The following is a 23,391-nucleotide window of genomic DNA, read 5'->3' on the forward strand; positions in this document are numbered from 1 at the left end:
CGATTACTCCAACAGCTATTATCGGTTTGAATACATATTATCGTAATACTTCTGGTAATCACCCGATGTTACGTTATCCATCCATTCCTGGTTCTCGAGATACCATTTCACGGTTTCCTCGATACCCTCCTCAAACTGGAGAGATGGCTCCCAACCCAATTCCTTCTGCAACTTTCTAGAGTCGATGGCGTAACGCATATCGTGACCCTTTCTGTCGGTTACATAAGTGATGAGATCCATATCCTCGCCTTCCTTTCTGCCGAGCAATCTATCAACAGTCTTGATTACCACCTTGATGATATCGATGTTCTTCCACTCGTTAAAACCACCGATGTTGTAAGTCTCGGCAATCTTACCCTTGTGGAAAATCATATCAATGGCACGGGCATGGTCTACTACATACAACCAGTCGCGCACGTTCTCACCCTTACCATATACTGGCAATGGCTTGCGATGACGGATATTGTTGATAAACAGCGGAATCAACTTCTCAGGGAACTGGTATGGACCGTAGTTGTTAGAGCAGTTGGTCACGATGGTAGGCATACCGTATGTATCGTGGAAAGCACGGACGAAGTGGTCTGAGCTTGCCTTGGATGCAGAATATGGAGAGTGAGGATTGTACTTGGTTGTCTCCAGGAAGAACTCCTCGCCGTAAGCCTCGTGGTTCTTATCGCTGGATGCCTTGGTAGTGAAAGGTGCAGGAATACCCTCAGGATGAGTCATCTGCAAGGCACCGTAAACCTCATCAGTAGAGATGTGGTAGAAGCGCTTACCCTCGTATCCTTCAGGAAGACTCTCCCAGTAAATCTTTGCCGCCTGGAGCAGAGACAGGGTACCCATCACGTTGGTCTGAGCGAAAGTGAATGGATCCTTGATACTTCTATCTACATGGCTCTCGGCAGCGAGATGGATGATGCCATCCACCTTATAGTCCTGCATCAGTTTCAACATCAAGTCGAAATCGCAGATATCACCCTTAACGAAAGTATAGTTTGGCTTGTCCTCGATGTCCTTGAGGTTAGCCAGGTTACCAGCGTAAGTCAACTTGTCGAGGTTGATGATGTGATACTCAGGATATTTGTTCACGAAAAGTCTTACTACGTGTGAGCCGATGAAACCAGCACCGCCCGTGATAATGATATTCTTCATTTCAATTAATAATTTATAATTTATAATTAATAATTATTTTGCTGCCGCCAATTCAGCGATGCACTTCTTCAAACTGTCAGTCCAGTATGGCACCTTGAATCCGAAAGTCTGCTTCAGCTTACTCTTGTCAAGTACAGAGAAGTGAGGACGCTTCACTGGGCTTGGGAACTCCTCGCTGTAGCAAGGCTGTATATCGCAAGTATTTCCGCTCAGTTCGCAGATAATCTTAGCGAAATCAAACCAAGAGCAGATACCCTCATTAGAGAAGTGGTAGATGCCTGTCTTATCCAACTGGTCAGTTTCGATGATATGTGAGATGACAGCAGCCAGGTCGCCAGCGTAAGTTGGAGTACCCACCTGGTCGAAGACCACCTTTAGGGTGTCGTGGCTTGCCGTGAGACTCTGCATGGTCTTCACGAAGTTCTTACCCCACTGCGAGTAGAGCCATGCTGTACGGATGATGATATGCTTGCATCCAGTAGCTTCAATACTCTTTTCGCCTGCAAGTTTCGTTTTACCATATACCCCCAAAGGATTCGTTTCCCAATCTTCACGGCAAGGTATATTCTTATCGCCCTGAAAAACATAGTCGGTAGATACATGAATCAAAGTACCATCTACCTCCTTCATAGCCTGTGCCAAATTTCCCGCAGCAGTATTGTTGAGCAGATTAGCCAGATCGTAATCTGTTTCAGCCTTATCTACGTTGGTATAAGCAGCGCAGTTAACAATTACCTGAATATCATTCTCGCTCACCTTTTCTCGGATAGCGTCAAGATTGGTGATATCCAGTTTTTCATAGCCTTCAGCCACATCGGTGAAGACAAACTTGTGATTGCTTTTTTGGGCACAGATTTGCATTTCATGTCCCAATTGACCATTAGCGCCTGTTACTAATATATTCATTGCTTTAATATTTTATTCAATATAATATTTTAAAGTCTACTTACCATTTCCCTCTACACATGAAGAAAACTGATGTTTTCTCTCGAAATCTATTTCCTACTATATATATAAATCCATTCATCTATATATAAAATATGTGGCAAAGGTAAAAAAATAATTTGAGTTGACCAAAGAAAAGAAAAAGAAAAGAGAAGAAACTAACATATATTAAACAAAGACCGCCACACTTTTTCACAAAAGCATGGCGGTTTTCCCTAAAACATAATAGATAAGCTTTGCCGTTAAGGGCAAACTTGAATCATCAAGTAGCCTAGTCTATTACCAATCCTTTTTTCCCTAATATAAACTAAACCTGTTTTCCTATTTAAATCAACATACTAAATCAACAAAAGGAATTTTCTTTATCATTATATACTTTTAGAAGACTTGAAGTGGTAATTAAACCATAAAAACTACTGTTTTTCTGATTTCGTTTGCAAAGTTATATCATTTTTTTCAAAGTTGTATACCTAAGTAGTATTTTGGTAAAAAATCAGTCTACTATAGAACTAGATAACTTCCTAAGAATCAAATGCTTTAATATATTAAATATTTTTATCTAAAGTAAATGGTATTATATGAAAGGAAATTTGTATCTTTGCACCACAAAACGGACAAAAGGACGAAAATAACATTTAAAAGACAATTTTGTTATAATTATAAAGAAACATTAAAGATGAAACTACTTATATATTTACTTCTTTTGCTTACTATGCCATTGGCTGCTCAAAGCAAAACGGACGAGAAGACTTTATTGGATCGTATTGACAAGATGATTGAAAACGATCAATATTATCAGGGAATCAAGGAAAAGGAATTGAAACATCTGAAGCGGCAAGCTTATGAAGCTGAAGACGACCAAACCCGACTACTGTTTCTTGACAGCATATATCATGCCTATAGTACTTACCGCTACGACTCAGCATACGCATATATGAAACAGGGGCTTGAATTGGCAGAAAAATGTCATAACACCTATTATATATTACGTAACCAGATAAACCAGGCGTCCATACTCTCGGTAAGGGGATTTTATGGCAAAGCAGAAAGCTTACTCAAATCTCTCAATCCTAATGAGATGCCATACCAGTTGAAACTATACTATTACTTCACCTTCGCCTGGATCTATAATTACTGGGAATCATACGCCAATAACTCTGATTACGCCGAAGAATTCCGCGCCAAGAAGAAGCATTATATGAGCCTTCTGATACAGAATTTCAACGAAAACAGTAAGAAATCTGCCTACTATAACTATCTCATGGGCGAATACGCCTATATCAACAGCCCTATCAGCAAGGAATCGCTCAACCATTATCTGAAGGCACTGAAGATGTCGCCAGCCAAATCCCGTATCCATGCCATGTCAGCTTATGGTATAGCCAGATATTACAAAAATACCGGCAAATTCGACCTTTACGAGGAATATCTCGTAGAGGCATCCGTGAGCGATGGATTGTGCCAACTCAAAGAAACTGTTGCGCTTCAAAAGCTAGCCTATTACATCTTTAAAAAGGATGCGAGCAACAGTAAGAGAGCTGCCAAATATATCCAGCACACGATGGAAGATGCACAGTTCTTCAACAACCAACTGCGCATGATGGAGATTTCCAACATCCTTCCAGTCATCGCTTCAGCCAACCAGCAGGCTGCCGAGCGCTCTCGTACCCGCTTTCTTTGGGGGTTCATGGGTGTAAGCATAGCGCTGGTCATCATTCTCATCCTCTCCTTAGTCAACAACCGACAGAAGAACAAGCTAAAGAAAAACAAGGCTGAGATTGAAGAACAGAACGAGAAGCAGAAAGAGATGAATGCACAGCTCACCGAACTGAACCAGCAGCTAATAGAGACCAATATCAAGCGAGAGACCTACATGCGCCTCTTTATGGACATCAGTGCGGCTTATATCAGCAAGTTATCAGATTACCGCAAACTGGTAAGCCGTAAGATCAAGGCAAACCAGACCGCCGATTTGTTGAAGAGTCTCAACACCCATAAATTGGAAGAAGAGGAATCACAGATGTTCTACAACCGGTTCGATAAGGCATTCATGGAGTTGTATCCGGGTTTCGTTACTGAGTTGAACAAGCTCCTGCTGCCAGAATGTCAAATGGAAGTTCCTACTACGCACGACCTGACCACTGAGATTCGCATCTTTGCCCTGATGCGACTGGGTGTAACCGACAGCCAGGAGATAGCTACCCTGCTGCATTACTCCACCCAGACCATCTACAACTACAAGTCTGGAATGCGGGCAAAGGCGATTAATCGAGATACATTCGAATCAGATATCAATCAGCTTTGCCACATCATTAATAGTTAATAATTAATAGTTTACAGTTTATAGCATAAACCGCTTTGACTATCTTGCTCAACGGCGCAGCCTCTATAAACTATTAACTATTAACTGTAAACTATTAACTAGCTTCTGTGTATCACGGTTCCGTTAGCCTGATGCGTAGCAAGAACCAGGACCTCAGCTATTTGCACGTGTTCTGGGGAACTTGCAGCATAGAAGGCTACATCAGCCACGTCATCGCCGTTCAGAGGCTCTATGCCGCGGTAAACGTTGTCTGCGCGGTTCTGGTCACCATGGAAACGGATGTTAGAGAAGTTTGTTTCAACCAAACCCGGTTTCACATTAGTAACACGCACTTTCGTATGTGCCACATCAATGCGCAAGCCGTCTGTAATAGCCTTTACAGCCGCTTTGGTAGCACAATATACATTACCTCCCGCATAAGCAGCGTCACCCGCCACACTACCTATATTGATTACATGACCATGATTACGCTCCACCATACCAGGTACAATCAGGCGAGTCATGGTTAAGAGGCCCTTAATATTAGTATCAATCATCTGGTCCCAATCCTCAAAATCACCCTCATATTCAGGTTCCAATCCACGTGCGAGTCCTGCATTATTGATAAGCACATCCACATTGCGCCACTCCTCAGGGATGTAATCCACCGCTTTCTTGGCAGCTTCACGGTTACGCACATCGAAAGCCAAGGCAAGCACCTCAACGCCCTCAGCCTCGAGTTCTTTCTTCAGGATTTCCAACTTTCCCGTATTTCTACCTGTAAGAATCAGGTTATAGCCGCCACGGGCAAAACGACGTGCACAACCTTCGCCAATACCGCTTGTTGCGCCTGTAATAAGAGCAATTTTATTCATATTCTTTGATACTTTGAATTATACTTAGAACTTTTGATACTTTGAACTTTATGACTAGCGAGGCAATTGAATTCTGCACTTAAAGAATAAGGACTCTGACCTCAGCATTCGCCATTTTCTCTATCTGGTTCATCGGACGTTTATAATAAACACTCTGGATAGCCTTGTTGATGATGCCATGCCCCACAGCAAGAACGGTCTGGTCAGGATAAGTAACCTTGATCCAGGTAAGGAAATTCTGGGCTCTTGATTTCATCTTTTCCAGCGTCTCTATGTTGTCCGGCCAATCCTTTGGGTCCTTCGGCAGGTCAGGGATGAATTTGCCCGTAAAATCGCCCCAATCGCGCTCTCTGAGCAAGGGAGTGGTGACAACGGGATGCGAGCCGGCGATAATTTCACAGGTCTGTATACTGCGATAGAGATCGCTCGATACGAAAACATCGATAGGTGTACCGGCCATTTTCCTGGCCACTTCCTCAGCTTGCTCAATACCTTTCATATTGAGTTTTCCCGGTGTTTGTCCCTGCATAATTTGCGCCTTGTTATCCACCGTTTCACCATGGCGCACCAAATATAATTTTGTCATTGTCTTTACTTTTTCCGTCTATATCAAAAATGAGTTTTTACTTTTCCTAAGTCTATACTCCAGACATAGTTTTTACTTTCACTAAGCCTCTTTCCAAGACATTATGATTCTGATTTTGCTTACAAAATTACGGCTTTCTATCGAGACCAACAAATAATTTGCGTTAAATATAGCAATAATTAGCGTTAAATATAGCAATAATTTAAGTTTATATAAAAAACTTCTTGCTAGTTTCGGATTTCTTTCGTAACTTTGCCCCGAAATAACAAAATCAGTTTTAGTATGAAGGTAATACACAGTTCAATATTCCGCGCAGTATGCGCCATCATCGTAGGAGTCCTGCTCATCCAATATCGTGAGCAGACCGTCACCTGGATAACCATCGCCATCGGTGTTTTGTTTTTCCTTTCAGGTGTCATCTCCCTTGCCAGTTATTGGGCAGCCAAGCGCAATGCAGAGAAGATGCAGGGCCAGCTTCTGTCTGATTCCAATGGTAAGCCTATCATGGGTATGATACCTAAATTCCCGCTTGTGAGCGTAGGCAGTCTTATCCTGGGATTGCTGCTTGCCCTGATGCCTCAGGTGTTTATCGCCTGGCTGATGTTCATCCTGGCGTTCATCCTGATTTTGGGCGCTCTGACCCAGTTTGCCAACCTGGCTTCTGCAGCTAAGATGGGACGCGTAGGCATCCTCTTCTGGCTCTTCCCTTCAGCCCTTCTTCTACTGGGTCTGCTCGCCATCATCAAGCCTTCAGCCATCGCCTCTGCTCCTCTTTTCATCATCGGTTGGGGTATGCTCATCTATGGAGTAGTAGAGCTTCTCAACGCCTTTAAAGTCTCCAACAACAAGAGAATCTGGCTGAAGAACCAACAGCAGAAACAGGATTCAAAGGAGATTTATGTGGATGTAGAGGAAGTGAAGAACGAAGAGTAAAACAACGAAATCATTATATCATCATATATGAATAAAATTAAGTCTCTCTTTGCCTGGTTATGGCAAAAGTTTCGCGCATTCTGTACCTGGTACAAAGGATTGTATCAGGGCAGAGCGTGGTATACCAAGACCCTCGTTGCCTTGGCAAGTTGTATAGTCGCCTTCATCTTGTATCTGGGCGCAGTAGATATCAACTTCTTATGGCTCTTCGGCAAGTCACCTGGCTATTTCTCAGGCATTCTGGACCCACAGACCTCAGAGGCCTCTGAAATCTATTCGGCTGACGGAAAGCTCATCGGCAAGTATTTCAACGAAAACCGTACTCCGGTAGAATATGATGAGGTAACACCTGATTTCTTCAAGGCACTGGTAGATACCGAGGATGAACGATTCTACAAGCATATCGGTATCGACCCTATCGGTGTGTTTGCTGCTGCCAAGGATGCACTCCTCCATCATAACGGGCGCGGTGCTTCTACTATCACACAGCAGCTGGCGAAGAACATGTTCCGTGTACGTTCGCAATATTCTACCGGTTTGCTGGGTAAGATTCCTGTACTCCGCCTGCTCATCATCAAGAGCAAGGAGTGGATCATCGCGGTAAAACTAGAAACGGTGTTCAGCAAGAAGGAAATCATCACCATGTATGCCAATACGGTAGATTTCGGTAGCAATTCGTATGGTATCAAAACCGCTGCGAAGACCTACTTCAACACCACCCCTAAGGAGTTGACCACCGGTCAGGCTGCCGTGCTCGTGGGCATGCTCAAAGCTACCACCTACTACAACCCACGCACCAACCCGGAGAACAGTCTTGCACGCCGCAACACCGTATTATATAATATGGTGACACATGGCGATCTCTCAAAAGACAGATACAATGAACTGAAAGATGAGCCTATCAAGCTCGATTTCAAGGTAGAAGAAAACTACGACGGACAGGCTAAATACTTCCGTGAGGCAGTAGCCAACTACCTGAAAGACTGGTGTAAAAACGAAGGTTACGACCTCTATACCAGCGGTTTGAAGATTTATACCACCATCGATACCCGCATGCAGAAGTATGCAGAAGATGCAGCCCGCAAGCAGATGAAACAGGTACAGCAAAACTTCAACAACCACTGGAGCATCCGCCGTACCCAGGCAGGCAAAGGCAACTGGATGGGTCAGGATCCTTGGCAGGATGAGAACCACAACGTGATACCAAACTTCATCCAGGGCATCGCCGAGCGCCAGCCATTCTACAAGGCATTGGTAGCCCGCTTCCCTGATAATCCCGACTCAGTAAACTATTACTATAAGGAGTGGGTTCACCCGGTTAAGGTGTTCGATTATGACAAGGGCAGCATCACGATGAACATGACATCAGAAGACTCCATCAAGTATATGACCACCTTCATGCACTGCGCCTTTGTAGCCATGGAGCCACAGACCGGAGCAGTAAAGGCATGGGTGGGCGATATCGACTTCGACCACTGGAAGTATGACAAGGTAACAGCCGAGCGCCAGCCTGGTTCTACCTTCAAGCTCTTTGTTTATACCGAGGCGATGAATCAGGGTTTAACCCCTTGTGACAAGCGTCGCGACGAATATATCTCTATGGAGGTATACGATAAGAAGAAGCACGAAATGACCATCTGGCGTCCATCCAATGCCAACGGTTCGTTCTCGGGCGACAGCATCCCATTGAAGAGTGCCTTTGCCAAGAGTATCAACTCTGTGGCTGTAAGATTAGGACAGGAGATGGGCATCAAGCGCATCATCGAGACAGCCAAGAAGATGGGTATCAACAGTCCGCTGGATGACACCCCTTCTCTCGCCCTCGGTTCCAGCGATGTCAACCTCCTGGAGATGGCATGCGCCTACAGCACCATTGCCAACAATGGCAAGCACCACGACCCGGTATTGGTTACCAAGATTGTAGACCACGACGGTAAGGTGGTTTACGAGGGCCCTACCGATTCCGAGCAGGTAATACCTTACAAGAGTGCCTTCCTCATGCAGCAGCTTTTACAGGGCGGTATGAAGGAGCCGGGAGGTACATCCCAGAGTCTCTGGGGTTATGTAGGCAACTACCGTGATACCGAGTTCGGTGGCAAGACAGGTACCACCAACAACCACTCCGATGCCTGGTTCATGTGTGTGAGCCCTAAGCTCGTAGTTGGTGCCTGGGTAGGAGGCGAATACCGCTGTCTCCACTTCCGCACCGGAGCCTTGGGTCAGGGTTCGAGAACCGCTCTTCCTGTGTGCGGTTACTTCCTCCAGAGTGTCTTTGGCGACCCAGCCTTCCAGCAGTATCACGGCAAGTTTGACAAGCCACAGGACAGCGATATCACCCGCGATATGTACATCTGTGCAAGCTATGCACCAAAGCCAAAGGTAGATACCACCAAGGTAGACAGTACCGCCTTCCAGGAAGAGATCGTTCTCGATGACGAAGGCAACCCTATCATCCGCGAGGTTCCTGCCAAGAAGGCTGAAAGCGAATCTGCCAACGGTACAGCCACCACAGAAGAAAAGAAAGAGAAGAAGAAGGCTAAGCCAACGGAGCAGCCTGTCAACTTCGATGACCTTTAGAATTATAATGTTAAGTGTTGAATGTTAAGTGTTAAGTTTTCATTCTTGCTTACTCGTAGCGCAAGGACGCAAGCCTAATTTAACATTTAACACTTAACACTTAACATTACTCAATATGAACATAGATTTAGACAACCCGGAGTTGCAGAATGCACTCCAAATCATACAGTTTACCCGTCGTTCGCTTTTCCTTACCGGAAAGGCGGGGACGGGTAAATCTACTTTCTTACGTTATATAGCCGCCAATACCAAGAAGAAACATATCATTCTTGCCCCAACAGGCATTGCGGCCATCAACGCCGGAGGAAGCACGCTCCACAGCTTTTTCAAGCTTCCTTTCCACCCGCTGCTACCCAACGACAGCATGTATTCCGTCCGCAACATCCGCAATACCCTGAAGTATAATTCAGAGAAGATAAAGATTATCCGCGAGGTAGAGCTCATCATCATCGATGAGATCAGTATGGTTCGTGCCGATATCATCGATTTCCTGGACAAGATATTGCGGGTATATTGCCGCAACATGCGAGAGCCTTTCGGGGGCAAGCAGCTGCTTCTGGTGGGCGATATCTTCCAGCTGGAGCCTGTGGTGAGGGAAGACGACCGTCGTCTGCTCAGTCCCTTCTACCGCAGCAGTTTCTTCTTCGATGCCAAGGTGTTCGAATACTTCAAGCTCGTGAGCATCGAACTCAAGAAGGTATACCGTCAGAGCGATCCCGTTTTCATCAGCATCCTCGACCATATCCGCACGTCTCAGGTATCTATGCAGGATCTCCAGCGCCTCAACCAGCGCGTGGGAGCCCAGCTCGATGAGAGCGATTCCAAACTTGCCATCACCCTCTCTACACGCCGCGATACGGTAGATTACATCAACGACAGCCAGCTTCAGTGTCTTCCGGGAGAGCCTTGCCTCTTCCGTGGCCACATACAGGGCGAGTTTCCGGAGAGTAGTCTCCCTACCCCTATCGAGCTTTACCTCAAGACGGGGGCTCAGGTTATCTTCATCAAGAATGATATCGAGCATCAGTGGGTGAATGGCACGCTGGGCACCATCATCGGTTTTGATGAGGATGAGGATGCCAAGATTTATGTGCGCACCGAGGAAGGCAAGGATGTGATGGTGGAGCCTGCGGCATGGAGCAACATGAGATACCATTTCAATGAGGTTGAGAAAAAGATTGAGGAGGAAGAGATTGGCAGATACGAGCAGTACCCCATCCGTCTGGCTTGGGCGATAACGGTTCATAAGAGCCAGGGCCTCACCTTCAACCAGGTGAAGATTGATTTCACGGGTGGTGTCTTTGCGGGCGGACAGACGTATGTTGCCTTGTCCCGCTGCACCAGTCTCGAGGGCATCAGTCTTCAGGAGCCGTTGCGTCAGAGTGATGTTTTCGTGCGCAATGATGTCAAGCAGTTTGCCCGTCATTACAACGACCAGAGCACCATCAACACAGCGCTTACTCAGAGTAAGGCCGACAAGCAGTATCATGATGCCGTCAAGGCCTTTGACAGGGGCGATATGCAGTCGGCTCTCGATAACTTCTTCCTTGCCATCCACAGTCGTTATGACATCGAGCAGCCGCTTGCCAAGCGTTTCATCCGCAAAAAGCTGAACAGGGTGAACGAGCTTCAGGCAGAGAACGAGCGGTTGCGTGAAGAAATAAGAAAGAAGGATGAAGAGAAGGAGAAGCAGCAGAAGTTCCTCAAGCGCCTTGCCACGGAGTATGTGATTATGGGGAAGGAGTGCGAAAAAGAGGGCATGAAAGAGGCTGCTATCATGAATTACCGCAAGGCCCTCACCCTTTATCCTGAGCACCCGGAGGCAAAAAAAAGGCTTTTAAAAGTAAAAAGGTAAAAAGAGGCTTTTAAATAGGGGACCAGCGATGGAATCGCTGGGAACGGGGGGTGCAAAGAGGCTTTTCTCCTTCCTGTCCCCGTTCCCAGCGATTCCATCGCTGGTCCCCCGAGCCTTTTTTAAAGGTAAAAAGCAATATAGATAATAAAAAAACAGGCAAAATGATTTTGCCTGTTTTTTTGTTTTATCTATAAGCTGAAAAGCTCTATTAACTATAAACTTTCAACTATAAACTATCACCTAGTACCATTGTACAGCGTTCGAATAACCGCTGCGCTTGTCGTATTTCAGCGCATCTGTCAGGGTGGCTGCGTTACAACGGAAGGTGAAGTTGTAGCTCGTATATGGAGCGAGAACCACAGAACAGCTCATGTTAAAACAGTGAAGATCACGAGCCAGACTGGCGGTGGTCATACTGATCTTGTGGTTGTCAAAATCATAACCGGATGAGAAACTGATGTTCCAGCCATCACTGATTCTTACGTTACCACTCATGTTCAGAGTCTGGGTAAACTTGTATGCATAGCGCATCGTCTTCTCATTGAACTTCTCTCTTCGCGTATCCTCGCGCATCGTTACACCATAACCGAAGGTCAGCGACCATGGCATCTTAAACGCCATATAACCATCTGAATCCGTTTCAGCCTTACCGCCCTTCTTGGCTGCCGTCTTACCCTTCTCCATGCTGTCGTCTACGTTGCTTTCGATGTCGGTATCCAGACCTTCATCGTCATCATCATTGCGCTGGCTGTCCTTCTTGTCGTCCTCATCATCGCCCCCGCCAAAGAGTTTCTTCAACTTCTCCGGGTTCAGTGTGAACGAGAAGTTCTGCGACATACCCTGGAATCGTCCGAACCTGCCCTTGCCCCACTCCGTATGGGTACCGACATAAACATTGTTCTGGTCGTCCAGCTCGTAGGCATAGGTGGCAAACACAGCGTTCATGTTGAAGGTATAGTTCTTCCACCACTTCAGTCTGAGGTTGATGTTCATATCGCTCCAAGGGCGAACCTTGGCTGCGGTATTGTAACTCATGTTGATGTCGAACGCATCGATGATACTGAGTTTCTTGTATCCGGTAGAATCCTTATCGCTCTTCACCTTCATCTCGATGTTGTTGCCCAGGGTAAACGAGATATTACCGCTCTTACCCTTGCCCGGCGCACCGTAGAGGGCATTGGCATACTTCGAGTAGCTCACCAGCGATACGTTTCCGTCGGCATCGGTCTTCTGGTAGGTGTCCCAGTAGCCGTAGCGTGAAGCTCCGAAGTCTGGGGCATAACTGAAGCTCACCGTAGGCGTAAACACGTGGCGCACAGCCTGTATCTTATCTCCGAAGAGCTTGCGGCTTGGTATGTAGAAACCATAGAGTTTGGTAGAGAGACCTACGCTCATGTTCCAGTTATACACGTTGTTGAAACCGTAGATAGTATCACATTTCTCCGTTTGGCTGGCTTCATCCCATGATCTCTCCACCTTGTTGGTATACATACGGTCGGTGAAATTGAACGATGGGTTCACGTTGAGATATTTGAAGAGCGTGAATGTAGCGCTCACCGGTATCTGATGCTGCCATCCGTTGCGCCAGTCCTTGATGAGTGAACTGTGCATCAGCTTATCCTCTTTGGTATTGATGCTGTTAGAGATGTGTCCCGTATAGCTCATGGCTATCTTCTCGTACCATTTCTCATCGCCCACCATCTTCTTTCTTCTGAACGGATAGAAGCGGGAGATGCTGATGTTGAGGTCGGGCAGCGTCATGGCGATGGATGAATCGCGCATGTTCTGCGAGAGGTTGGCGGTGGAACTGAGCGTCATACCGATGCTTGAGAACGAGGTGCTCCAGTTAACAGATGAGGTTCGCGTACTCTGCGTCATCGTCTGCGGATTGTAGAGCGAATTGAGGTTGTTGCGTTCGTAGCTCGATGTGGCGAAGTTCACACTTGCCGAAAGCGAACTGTATGGGTTTGCCTTGCTGTCCTGGCGGTGGCTCCATTGCAGTTTGAAGCTCTCCTGCTCGGTAAAGTCTGGCATTCCCTTGTCGCCGTTCTTCGTATCCTGGTAACTGAAGAAGAAGGAACCCGAGTATTTGTATCTCTTTCGGTAGTTGCTGGCTGCCGAGAGTCCCCACGATCCCTTGGTATAAATCTCGCCCAGCAGCTTCAGGTCCCATTTATCATTCATGGCGAAATAATATCCGCCATCTCTTAGATAGAATCCTCGTGCCGTTTCATCGCCGTAGGTTGGCATGATGAAACCGCTGCTGTAGCTCTTGGTAAACGGGAAGAAGCCGTAAGGGATGGCAAGCGGCATAGGCACATCGCACACCACGAGATAGGCTGGTCCGAATACCACATCCTTGCCCGGCCTTACCTTGGCTCGGGAGAGCGAGATGTAGAAGTCGGGATGCGGATCATCGCAGGTGGTATACCTTCCGTGCTGCAGATAGATGACTCCCGATGAGTCGCGTTTCGACTTCATACCGGTCAGGAATCCGTCTTGCTGTTCTGTATATACATTATTAATAAGGGCCTTCTTGCTCTTGAAGTTGAATTTGATGGTGTCGGTATCATAGGTATCGCTACCCATCTTGAAGACAGGTTTGCCCTTGATGCCTCCCTCCGCCGTACTGTCGGGTGTACCCATCGCCTTCACGTTGCTCTTGTCCATATCCATGGAGATGCGGTCGGAACTGAGGTCCATGTTGGTATACTTCACGTTGGAGTTTCCGTAGAGATATGCCACCTTGTTCTTGGCATCGTATACGAGAGAGTCGTCCGCCTGATAGTTAACCGGTGCATCTACTCCACCCTGTTTCTTTCTGGCGATACTATCGAGGCGGATACTGTCATCCACCACTTTATTATGTTTCCATATAGCTTTCTGCAGCGAGTCCATCTGCGTGGTGTCGTCAGCCTGTTTCAGCTTGGGCTTTATTTCGTTGCCCAACGAGTCTACGAACACACTGTCACCCACGCTGTCCACGGTTTCCGTCTTCTCCGTTTTCTTCTTTTTCTTTTTCGAATCGGGCGTACCTGGGTTAGCCACCATCATACACGAGATGGCAGCGAGCAGCAGCATAGCTATCGTCGATTGTTTTCTCATTCAATAAATTAGAATTCTATTCAAACATGCGTTCCCATTGCTGGAAGCGTTTTACTCCTTCCTCTCCGAACTTCATGAGACTTTTTTCTGCTTTCTCAATTGTTTTTTCCCGGTCGAGGTGAGTTTTGCTGAAGAATTTATCAGCGTAGCAAATCACCTTCTCCTCCATGGTTTCCGGCAGGAAATCCTGATGTGGCAGGGGGAGGTTCTGTGCTATGATCTGTGCCTCTGTGATGCCTGCACCGGTATGGCGCTCACATACGCGGGCATGTCGCTCATATCCTTCCTTGCGCAGGATTTCTGCTCCCAGTCGTCCATGGCAGATGTAGGGCTGCGAGCCGAAACACTGTATGCCTGGGGCATCGGTCATGAAGATGCCGAGGTCATGGAGCATAGCTGCTTCTTCGATAAACTGGGCATCGAGTTGCAATTCGGGATGATACGAAACAATCTGTAGCGCTTTTCGCGCTACAGATTGGCTATGTGTGATGAGGATATGCCGAAGCTCATTATCCTCAGGATAATACTTATCAATAATAGCTTGATAATTCATTTCTATTATATTTACTCAGCGTTGCGCTCGATGTAAGCGATAACATCGCCCTTGCGCACCTTGCTGCCCTGCTTGGCATTGATTTCTACGAGTTTGCCGCCCAATGCAGCTGGGATGGTTTCAAACTCGCCCCAAGGAGCCTGGATATAGCAGAAGGCATCACCTTCTTTATATTCCTTGCCGATGTATGGCTCTACAGCTGGCTGGCACTCGCCCTCGCCCTGGAATTCCCAGAAGAGCTGGCCGGCTACTGGTGCCACGATGGCATCTGCCTTGGCATGCTTGAACTCTGCAAGCTGTGCAGGAGTAAGGGTTGTACCGAGCTTGGCATCCTTTGCCTTCTGAAGGTCGGCCAGGAAGTTCTTCTTTGCCTGTCCGCTCTTGTAGTTGCGATACTGCTCTGGGTGCATAGCGAGCTCGAAGAGTTCCTCGTCGTCCTGACCGTAATCCCAACCGTTCTCGTCCATCTCCTTCTTGAAGTCGTCGAGGGCGTTGGTGAGCAATGTGTGTGCATCAACATCTGTAAACTCGCGGCCCTGCTTCTTGGCGAGCTCTACGAGTTCTGGGTCGATAGTTCCAGGAATCTTACCGCTCTTACCGAGAATCATACCCCACATAGAGTCGTCCATCATTACGAAGCGACCCTTGCCCTGCTCCATGGTGAGGAGGTTCATCAGTGAGATGTTCTTTACATACTGGCTGAATGGGGTTACCAATGGAGGATAACCTACGCGTGGCCATACATACTCTACCTCGTCGAAGAGCTTGATGAGCAGGTCGTCCATAGATAACTCTTCCTCACCCTTCTTCTTGCGGATGTTGTTGATGGTCTGACGCATACCGCCGAGGTCTGCCATCATAGAACCCATCATACCGCCAGGGAGACCGCAACCGAGCAACAATGAAGACATGATCTTGTTACCTGGGTTGATGAAGTAGCCGAGCCACTCGTCGATGAACTCCTGAGTCATAGCACGAGCCTTCATATAAGCGCTCATGTTGATTTCAGGCACCTCGAAGCCCTCGTTCTTCAGCATGCTGATAACTGAGATTACGTCTGGGTGAACCTTACCCCATGACAATGGCTCGATGGCTGTATCGATGATGTCGGCACCATTGTTGCAGACTTCGAGGATAGAAGCCATAGAGAGACCAGGACCTGAGTGACCGTGATACTGGATGATGATCTGTGGATACTTGTCCTTGATCATCTTGGTGAGCTTGCCGAGGAATGCTGGCTGGCCGATACCTGCCATATCCTTCAAACAGATTTCCTCTGCACCGGCAGCGATGAGCTGGTCGGCGATGTTCATGTAATATTCCAGGGTATGAACAGGAGAGTTGGTGATACAGAGTGCACACTGTGGAGTCATGCCACCCTCCTTTGCCCACTTGATAGAAGGAATGATGTTGCGCACATCGTTCAGTCCGTCGAAGATACGTGTGATGTTGGTACCCTGCTTAGCCTTTACCTTATACATAAGGGCGCGCACGTCGTCAGGCACAGGATACATACGAAGAGCGTTCAATCCGCGGTCGAGCATGTGAGTCTTGATGCCCACCTCGTTGAAAGGTTTGCAGAATGCGCGTACGGCATCGTTAGGGTTTTCACCTGCCAGGAGGTTAACCTGTTCGAAGGCACCGCCGTTAGTCTCTACACGGCTAAAGCATCCCATTTCGATGATAACTGGGGCAATTTTAGCCAACTGATCCTTGCGTGGCTGGAACTTACCAGAGCTCTGCCACATGTCTCGATAAACGAGACTGAACTGAATTTTCTTCTTCATTATTCTTGTTCTTTTTCTTTATGTTCGATGTATGAATTAAATTCCAAGGTGCAAAATTAGACAAAAAAATTGAGAAATCGTCCTATTCGCCTCTTTTTTTATATTTATTATGTAATTTACTTCAATATTTCCTTCTTCATCTTGCTGTTCAGCTTCTCGGCTGCAGCATGGGCCTTGGCGTTGGCCTTCATCGCATTGAGCGAGCGGTGGAAACCCTGGATGCGACCCTCACGATCAGAGAGGGCCAGACTGTCGCCCTTCATATATACAAAGGTGAAGGTATCGCGCTTCGTCTTTCCGTTGATCACCACGCCCTCCAACTCGCGGCGGCCCTGCACAAGAATCAGTTTGCCGTTATAGGCATGCCATTCCGTATACTGAGGCACATCAGGATATTCTACCGGGCTGTCGTCGTCCACATCTTTGTTTATCATCACCCTGCCCACGGCCATCGCCTCGCTCATGCGCTTCAGGGTGAAGCCATACTGGCGCGGCACCATATAGGTTTCTACGATGCTGTCGGGCATATTGGCAAGGATTCTCGCCTGCTGGCGCTTGCTCAGATGCGATACATCGCGCAGCTTCGGCATCACCGGATAGGTCCAGGTGGCCTTCAGCTGGTCCAGGTCTATCACCATGTCGGCACGGTTCTTCTCATCCTTCTCCTCGCATGGAATCACGCAAACCCAGTCGCCCACCTCTATATCTCCAAACACCTGATGGTTGCGAGTGGCATCCAGAATGTTGTATCTTACGGGGTCGCCGCCTCCGTTGGGCAGCAGTACCAGCGCGGTATCCGAGCAGCCCAGGCAGGCAAGTCCGTAGATAGCCCTGTCGCCCTTAGCCGGTTTCGAAAGGCTGATGGCGAGTTTCGAATTGTCCATACGTGGTGGTTTCTTTCCCCTATGACATGCTGCGAGGGTTGTGGCGGCTAGCGCCAGTGTGAGTATTGTCTTGACTTTCATCTTTCTATTCATTATTTCAGATGCAAAACTACAACTATTTTTTGGAAGCACCAAATATTGAATCGTAAAATAATTAAAAAAATAGGTGATATATTTTGTAGTGTCTCGATTTTGCATTACCTTTGCAACCGTTTTTTGGGATCAACATCCCCCTCGTCCTGCCACACACGCCGGATGATGAAAAGAAATAGGACCAACTCAAGAATTATATGCAACAAGAGAATATGACAGACAAGACAAATACACACGCTCTCCCGGCATGGACCGAGGTAGAGTATACCGCATTATGCAAAAACCCGTACCTGTTAACCCCATTCTTCATCCCTAAGGAGGCGAAGTGCTTCACGTGCCGCGAAGATGGCACGAGGGAAGAAGAAAGAATGGTTTTCCTCGTTTTCAAATCTACTGCAGCCCCTGCTGATGCCGAATGGGAAGATGATCCTGTTCCGGGCGAGATGTGGGTGCGAGCGCTGGGCGATGACGATGAGGAGATTGAGCCTGCCAAGGTGATTTACCTGGGTCAGGACATCGAGGATTTCATCCGTGTAGCCGCTGAGGACGACCAGACCATCACCTTCGATTTCTGGTGGCGCCACGGCGAGGTGAAGGTGGAGAAGGCTGAGAAGACGGATGACGGATTCGTATGCCGCAAGGATGATTTCGGCGATGACGGACTGGCTGTTACCCTGATTCCTGAGGACGGCGGCAATCCGGTTGTCCTCCGCCTTCAGATTCCTTACATCGGTTTCTCGCTCTACGATGCCGAGGGCAACAAGGTGCATGGCGAGCTGAGCATTCCGCAGGATAAGGTGGATGACTACACCTACGAATTTGTGGGCGATGACAACAACGACCGTTTCACCCTTCAGCTCGACAGCAATAGGCTGGTTTACATGTGTGTTTTGCGCCATGAGGACCATCAGCTGGTGGTTCGCAACCAGCGCGACCGTCTTTCGGTAGTAGATCAGATTCCTACCGAGGGCAAACTTTCTGAGTTGCTGATGAACACGAATTCTGCGCTCATCAAGAACAGGAATCACCGTTGGCGCATTCAGGTTGAGGGCACCACGCTGTCTCACGAGGTTGAGTTGAATGTAGATGCGGCATCTCTGGTAGCTTTTGCTGAGGAGCAGATGCAGAAGGGCATGGAGATTGACGAGCTGGGGCAGCATCTGATGGCACTGGAGCAGAAGTATCATTTCCAGTGGTTCTGGCTGAGTGAGGACGACTGGAGTCATGACAATCCGGTGTTCGACATGTTCATGAAGCAGCTTTGTGCCTTTTCATATGTCAGTCAGAATCCTGTTCAGGCAGATGCGTTGATGGCAAGGAACTACAAGCGTAAGATTCGCCGTTACAGCAGTATGCTGAAGGCTCACAAGCGTGGCGAGTTGAATCTTTTTGAGGAGAGTGATGAGGTGCGAGCCGAGTATCTCCGCATCTTCCAGAGTTTCCACCAGCCTTTCGTAGAGGCTTTTGAGAAGGAGGAAGAGGAATAATCTTTTCAGTTTTATCCCTCACATCCCTCACTTTTTCTCTTTTCAAAATGTTAATCACCTGATAATAAGAGAATTATCTATTTAGAAAAGCGTGATGGATGGACAAAATATTTACAATATCCATCACGCTATCCATCACTAATAGCCTTCATCTATCACGTTTTTCAGCTTATCTTCTTGCAAAATGCAAGAAGATAAGCTGAAAATGGTTATGGGACCTGGCGAAAACGGACCACACGTTGTGCTGCGCTGGCTCACGGATATTACTGCATCGGGATACAGATATTACTGCGTCGGGATACAGATATTACTGCGTCGGGATACAGATATTACTGCGTCGGGATACAGATATTACTGCGTCGGGTTACAGATATTACTGCGTCGGGGTACAGATATTACTGCGTCGGGGTACGGATATTACTGCGTCGGCTAGCGCAGACGTATCCGTAGGCTTATTGAGACGGCTGAATCAGCTAACTGAGACGGCTGAATTCGCTGACAGAACTACTTGAGTTAGCAAACTGAACTACTTGAATAGCCCGACCGGGATAAAAACAAAGCGGGCGGACCTCTTTTCACGAAGAAGGCCGCCCTGTTTCCTAATTAAACTTTGTTTTGCATTAAAGAAATGCAATGCTTGAGCAAAAATATTTTTATTTCTCTATCAGTCCCTCTACATACTTGCAGAGGATACCGATGCCCTTGAGGTTTTCGCCACCCTGTGGAATGATGATGTCAGCATAGCGCTTGGTGGGTTCGATAAACTGCTCGTGCATCGGCTTCAGGACCTTGAGGTATCGGTCTACCACCATCGATACGGTGCGACCCCTGTCGATGGTATCACGCTGAATGTTGCGTATCAGGCGCTCATCAGCATCGGTATCCACGAACACCTTCAGGTCCATCAGGTCTCTCAACTTCTTGTCCACCAGCGTCATGATGCCTTCGATGATCACAACCGGCTTGGGGGCAACGTGAATCGTTTCCGGTTCACGGTTGCATTTGATATAACTATAGGTAGGTTGCTCTATCGCCTTGCCAGCACGCAGATCAGCGAGCTGCTGGTGCAAAAGCTTCCAATCGAATGCCGACGGGTGGTCGAAGTTGATCTGATGACGTTCTTCCTCGGTCATCTGCGAGGTATCGTTATAATATGAATCGAGGGGCACCACAGCCACATAATGAGGCGGCAGCACTTCTACGAGTTTCTTCACCACAGTGGTCTTGCCGGAGCCTGTGCCTCCCGCAATGCCAATAACGGTCACTTTATCTTTCATATTCTATTATTCTTCTATAAGATTTCATCAAACATCTTGCGGTAGAATTCAGCCTTCTTCTCCACTGCCATGGGATAGGCACGGGAACTGGAGGGCATGCGGTACAGACGGAGACTGCGTCCCTCGAACTGGAATTCTGCATAACCTCCCATTTCAGGCTTTTCCTTGATGCCGAAGTGTTCTGAAAATACCTTCGTGGCAAGCTGGCCGGCTGTGAGCACCGCCCTGCAATGGGGCAGCTGGCGGAGCATGCCGTCAAGATCGGCGGGCTGCACGATCTGCAGGTCCTTGTCGGATGCCGTATTCTTGGTGCGTATCACCTGCTGTGCGGTATCATAGATGGCGACGCCCTTCTCCCTGAGAAATTCCTTAATAGCATCGAGGCGGTAGGTCTTCTTCTCTACATCCACGAAATGGAACTTATCCTGGAAGTAGATAATCCCGAATATCCTCCACATATCATTCTGGAAGTTGGGATAATACCAGGGCATGCACCACCGCTTCTCTGCAGGCGGAAACGTGCCGAGCATCAGCAGCCGCGCATTATCGGGCAGCCACGGCTCAAAAGGATGATTCTCTACCATTTTCTACTTCTTTTCCTTCACCAGGTACATTACTACCGGCAGGTGATCGCTGTAGCCGTTGAGCCATCTGCCGCCTGCCTTGGTACGCAAAGGAGCACCCTTGTACTGACCTTCCTGCTGGATGAGGTAATCGCGGCGGAAGATGTGGTTCTTCCAGAACTTCAGAGAACTGTAGTCCTTGTTCTTACTATCCCTGTTCAGGAGATTAGGCGTGATGACAATCTGGTCGAAGAGATTCCATGAACCGCTGTAGAACAGGGTTCCCTTGCCCTCCTTAGCCAGGATGTTATACCATGGGTTATACATATCATCGGCACCTACCTCGCTGATTTCAGCCTTCGCCTTCAGCACCTTGTGCATGCTGGCGTCGGTAGGATCATCGTTCATATCACCCATCACGAACACTTTCATCGCCGGGTTCAGACGGAGCAGACTGTCTTTTACCACCTTAGTCTGGCGCGCTCCGCTCTCGCGATAGAACGGACCGGAGAAACGGCTTGGCCAGTGGCATACGATTACCGCCACATCCTCGCCCGCCAGCTCACCACGTACGGTGAAGAAACCACGGGTCTTGTAGGCAGAATCCTTGGCAAGTTCCTGTACGTAAGGCACCAATCGGGTGTTCTTCACCGTGAAGAGTGCCGGATTATAGAGCAGCGCACAATCGATGCCTCGCTTATCGGGACCCTCGATATGGCAGAACTGCATATTTCTTGCCTTGAGAGGCGGCTGCGCGGTGAGATCTTTCAGCACGTTGGCATTCTCAACCTCAGACAGACCGATGAAGGCACAGCCCACGTTAGGCAGCACATCGGTACCCATGTCGGCAAGTGCACGCGACATATTCTTGAGTTTATTGGTATATTTCATACCATTCCATCCCTTAGCAGGGAGATACTCGTAATCATTCTTACCGGCATCATGGCAGGTATCGAAGAGGTTCTCCTGGTTATAGAAACCCACAGCATACACCTGATACTGCTTGTTACCGGAAGTCTGCGACTTCTTTTTCTGTGCTGTAGCGCCCAGCCCTATCATGAGGAGGGCAGCCAGCAAGAGCAATTGTTTTCTCATACAATATTAATTATTAATGTATACCTTATTATATATGTATTTCTAAACTTCATAAGGAAATACGCAGCAAAGATACCTAAAAAACCGGAAATATCTCCATAAAAACGAATATTTTTTCAGATTTCATGCATTTTTAACATAAATAACTTCTCTTTTAAAAAAAATTTTTGTTACTTTGCAGCACTTATAATTATTTTTGATCGAGACAGAAGACACAAGACCAGAAAGCATGATAAGTCCCCCTTACAGTTTACCTAAACATAATCCAACGGGACTATAAATATATCATCACTGCGAAAGAAGACTGCTGTCACCGACAGTTAAACTTAATACATATAAACTATGCAGAAGAAAGTAAACTTAGCAATGTTAGCGCTCTTCTCGTGTTCATTGGCTATGGCTCAGAACGAAAAGACTGACCAGAACATAGCCCAGGGACTCGACGAAAATGCTTTTACCTTCTCCGAGGCACAGTTGGGCGAGGACGATGACATGTCATCCAATGTCACCATCTACACCACAGAGACAGGCAGCACCCTCAATTCGTTCACTTTTACCTACGACTTCAGCAGCGTAAACAGCAAGTACTTTACCATTTGGAACAATACTGTTGGTGCTCTCTACATCGAGAAGATCATCATCACATTGAAGTAATTCCCCTAGTAGATATTATGTATTAGAAAAAATACTGTTCCCCATCGTCCTCTACACAAACAGAGACGATGAGGATTTCTTTTCATCCATTAAAAACATAGGTGTCAGGAGGGAACACGAACCTACGTATTATGCTCATTTCTAAAATATTTCTTAAAAAGAAGAAGAAATATTTGGTGGTTTCAGGAAAAAAGCGTAACTTTGCAGCCTGAAATTGATAACAGGCTATAATGGGCATGCCCCGATAAGGGACACGAAATGATGCAACGAGCATCCCCATGACGTCTAATTTTAATAACCCAATAAAAATAAAAAAGAAAAATGAAAAAAGGTATTCATCCAGAGAATTATCGTCCTGTAGTATTCAAGGATATGTCTAACGGCGATATGTTCCTCTCTCAGTCTACATGCAAGACTAACGACACTGTTGAGTTCGAAGGCGAGACTTATCCAGTTGTTAAGATTGAAATCTCTAGCACATCTCACCCATTCTACACAGGTAAGAGCAAGCTCGTTGATACAGCGGGTCGCGTAGACCGCTTTATGAACCGTTACGGCAAATTGAAGAAGTAATAATATACCTTTTTTATAAGGATATATTTATTATCGCAAAGATACTGAGTGCATTCCAGCGTAGTTGCATATACGTAGGAATGCACTTTTTTTCT

18 protein-coding genes are annotated in these 23,391 nt (G+C 47.1%); 7 read left to right on the forward strand and 11 right to left on the reverse strand.

All coding sequences use genetic code 11. The annotated features are described in order from the left end of the window. Window positions 1–18: 18 nt before the first annotated feature. Window positions 19–1,152 carry a dTDP-glucose 4,6-dehydratase gene (locus NQ544_RS07400; protein ID WP_006847283.1) on the reverse strand — a complete coding sequence of 378 codons (1,134 nt, stop codon included), beginning with the start codon at window positions 1,150–1,152 and terminating at the stop codon, window positions 19–21. Window positions 1,153–1,185: 33 nt separating this feature from the next. Next, complete coding sequence (gene rfbD / locus NQ544_RS07405; protein ID WP_006847282.1) at window positions 1,186–2,058, reverse strand: dTDP-4-dehydrorhamnose reductase; 873 nt, start codon at window positions 2,056–2,058, stop codon at window positions 1,186–1,188. A gap of 715 nt (window positions 2,059–2,773) precedes the next feature. On the opposite strand from rfbD, the gene NQ544_RS07410 reads away from it, so the two are divergent. Further along, on the forward strand, window positions 2,774–4,420 hold the full coding sequence (locus NQ544_RS07410; RefSeq protein ID WP_040552884.1) for a SusR-related protein: 1,647 nt from the start codon (window positions 2,774–2,776) through the stop codon (window positions 4,418–4,420). Between the two features lie 98 nt (window positions 4,421–4,518). On the opposite strand, the gene NQ544_RS07415 is transcribed toward NQ544_RS07410, so the two are convergent. Together NQ544_RS07415 and NQ544_RS07420 are read right to left on the reverse strand one after the other, a co-directional pair. Beyond that, complete coding sequence (locus NQ544_RS07415) at window positions 4,519–5,274, reverse strand: SDR family oxidoreductase (RefSeq protein WP_006847280.1); 756 nt, start codon at window positions 5,272–5,274, stop codon at window positions 4,519–4,521. A 79-nt stretch (window positions 5,275–5,353) separates the two neighbouring features. Next, on the reverse strand, window positions 5,354–5,860 hold the full coding sequence (locus NQ544_RS07420; RefSeq protein ID WP_006847279.1) for a histidine phosphatase family protein: 507 nt from the start codon (window positions 5,858–5,860) through the stop codon (window positions 5,354–5,356). Between the two features lie 282 nt (window positions 5,861–6,142). Between NQ544_RS07420 and NQ544_RS07425 the strand changes: the two genes are divergently transcribed. The 3 genes from NQ544_RS07425 (at window position 6,143) to NQ544_RS07435 (ending at window position 11,225) form a co-directional block, all read left to right on the forward strand. Next, window positions 6,143–6,793: a DUF308 domain-containing protein gene (locus tag NQ544_RS07425; RefSeq protein ID WP_006847278.1), complete on the forward strand. Its 651-nt coding sequence runs from the start codon at window positions 6,143–6,145 to the stop codon at window positions 6,791–6,793. Between the two features lie 27 nt (window positions 6,794–6,820). Next, window positions 6,821–9,370 carry a transglycosylase domain-containing protein gene (locus NQ544_RS07430; protein ID WP_006847277.1) on the forward strand — a complete coding sequence of 850 codons (2,550 nt, stop codon included), beginning with the start codon at window positions 6,821–6,823 and terminating at the stop codon, window positions 9,368–9,370. A 115-nt stretch (window positions 9,371–9,485) separates the two neighbouring features. After that, window positions 9,486–11,225 carry an AAA family ATPase gene (locus tag NQ544_RS07435; RefSeq protein ID WP_006847276.1) on the forward strand — a complete coding sequence of 580 codons (1,740 nt, stop codon included), beginning with the start codon at window positions 9,486–9,488 and terminating at the stop codon, window positions 11,223–11,225. 240 nt (window positions 11,226–11,465) lie between these two features. Here NQ544_RS07435 and NQ544_RS07440 read toward each other — a convergent pair whose 3' ends face one another. The 4 genes from NQ544_RS07440 to NQ544_RS07455 all read right to left on the reverse strand — a co-directional run bounded on the left by NQ544_RS07440 (window position 11,466) and on the right by NQ544_RS07455 (window position 17,635). Then, window positions 11,466–14,330 carry a putative LPS assembly protein LptD gene (locus tag NQ544_RS07440; RefSeq protein WP_006847275.1) on the reverse strand — a complete coding sequence of 955 codons (2,865 nt, stop codon included), beginning with the start codon at window positions 14,328–14,330 and terminating at the stop codon, window positions 11,466–11,468. Window positions 14,331–14,346: 16 nt separating this feature from the next. After that, complete coding sequence (locus NQ544_RS07445) at window positions 14,347–14,883, reverse strand: HDIG domain-containing metalloprotein (protein ID WP_006847274.1); 537 nt, start codon at window positions 14,881–14,883, stop codon at window positions 14,347–14,349. Between the two features lie 11 nt (window positions 14,884–14,894). Beyond that, a complete protein-coding gene (locus NQ544_RS07450; RefSeq protein ID WP_006847273.1) occupies window positions 14,895–16,670 on the reverse strand; it encodes a hydroxymethylglutaryl-CoA lyase-like TIM-barrel protein in 1,776 nt (591 codons plus the stop codon). Between the two features lie 116 nt (window positions 16,671–16,786). Next, complete coding sequence (locus NQ544_RS07455; RefSeq protein WP_040552990.1) at window positions 16,787–17,635, reverse strand: hypothetical protein; 849 nt, start codon at window positions 17,633–17,635, stop codon at window positions 16,787–16,789. A 224-nt stretch (window positions 17,636–17,859) separates the two neighbouring features. On the opposite strand from NQ544_RS07455, the gene NQ544_RS07460 reads away from it, so the two are divergent. Next, window positions 17,860–19,134 (forward strand): hypothetical protein, encoded by a 1,275-nt coding sequence (locus NQ544_RS07460; protein ID WP_050758593.1) that lies wholly within the window; start codon window positions 17,860–17,862, stop codon window positions 19,132–19,134. Window positions 19,135–19,787: 653 nt separating this feature from the next. On the opposite strand, the gene udk is transcribed toward NQ544_RS07460, so the two are convergent. From udk to NQ544_RS07475, 3 genes are read right to left on the reverse strand one after another with little or no spacing between them, the layout of a single operon-like run. Beyond that, complete coding sequence (gene udk, locus NQ544_RS07465; protein ID WP_006847270.1) at window positions 19,788–20,411, reverse strand: uridine kinase; 624 nt, start codon at window positions 20,409–20,411, stop codon at window positions 19,788–19,790. Window positions 20,412–20,425: 14 nt separating this feature from the next. Continuing rightward, complete coding sequence (locus tag NQ544_RS07470; RefSeq protein WP_006847269.1) at window positions 20,426–20,995, reverse strand: uracil-DNA glycosylase family protein; 570 nt, start codon at window positions 20,993–20,995, stop codon at window positions 20,426–20,428. Window positions 20,996–20,998: 3 nt separating this feature from the next. Continuing rightward, a complete protein-coding gene (locus NQ544_RS07475) occupies window positions 20,999–22,069 on the reverse strand; it encodes an endonuclease/exonuclease/phosphatase family protein (protein WP_006847268.1) in 1,071 nt (356 codons plus the stop codon). 342 nt (window positions 22,070–22,411) lie between these two features. On the opposite strand from NQ544_RS07475, the gene NQ544_RS07480 reads away from it, so the two are divergent. Beyond that, a complete protein-coding gene (locus tag NQ544_RS07480; protein WP_006847267.1) occupies window positions 22,412–22,723 on the forward strand; it encodes a hypothetical protein in 312 nt (103 codons plus the stop codon). A 321-nt stretch (window positions 22,724–23,044) separates the two neighbouring features. Then, window positions 23,045–23,296: a type B 50S ribosomal protein L31 gene (locus tag NQ544_RS07485; RefSeq protein WP_006847266.1), complete on the forward strand. Its 252-nt coding sequence runs from the start codon at window positions 23,045–23,047 to the stop codon at window positions 23,294–23,296. The last annotated feature ends 95 nt before the right edge of the window (window positions 23,297–23,391 follow it).

This window comes from Segatella copri DSM 18205, from assembly GCF_025151535.1.
Lineage (GTDB): Bacteria > Bacteroidota > Bacteroidia > Bacteroidales > Bacteroidaceae > Prevotella > Prevotella copri.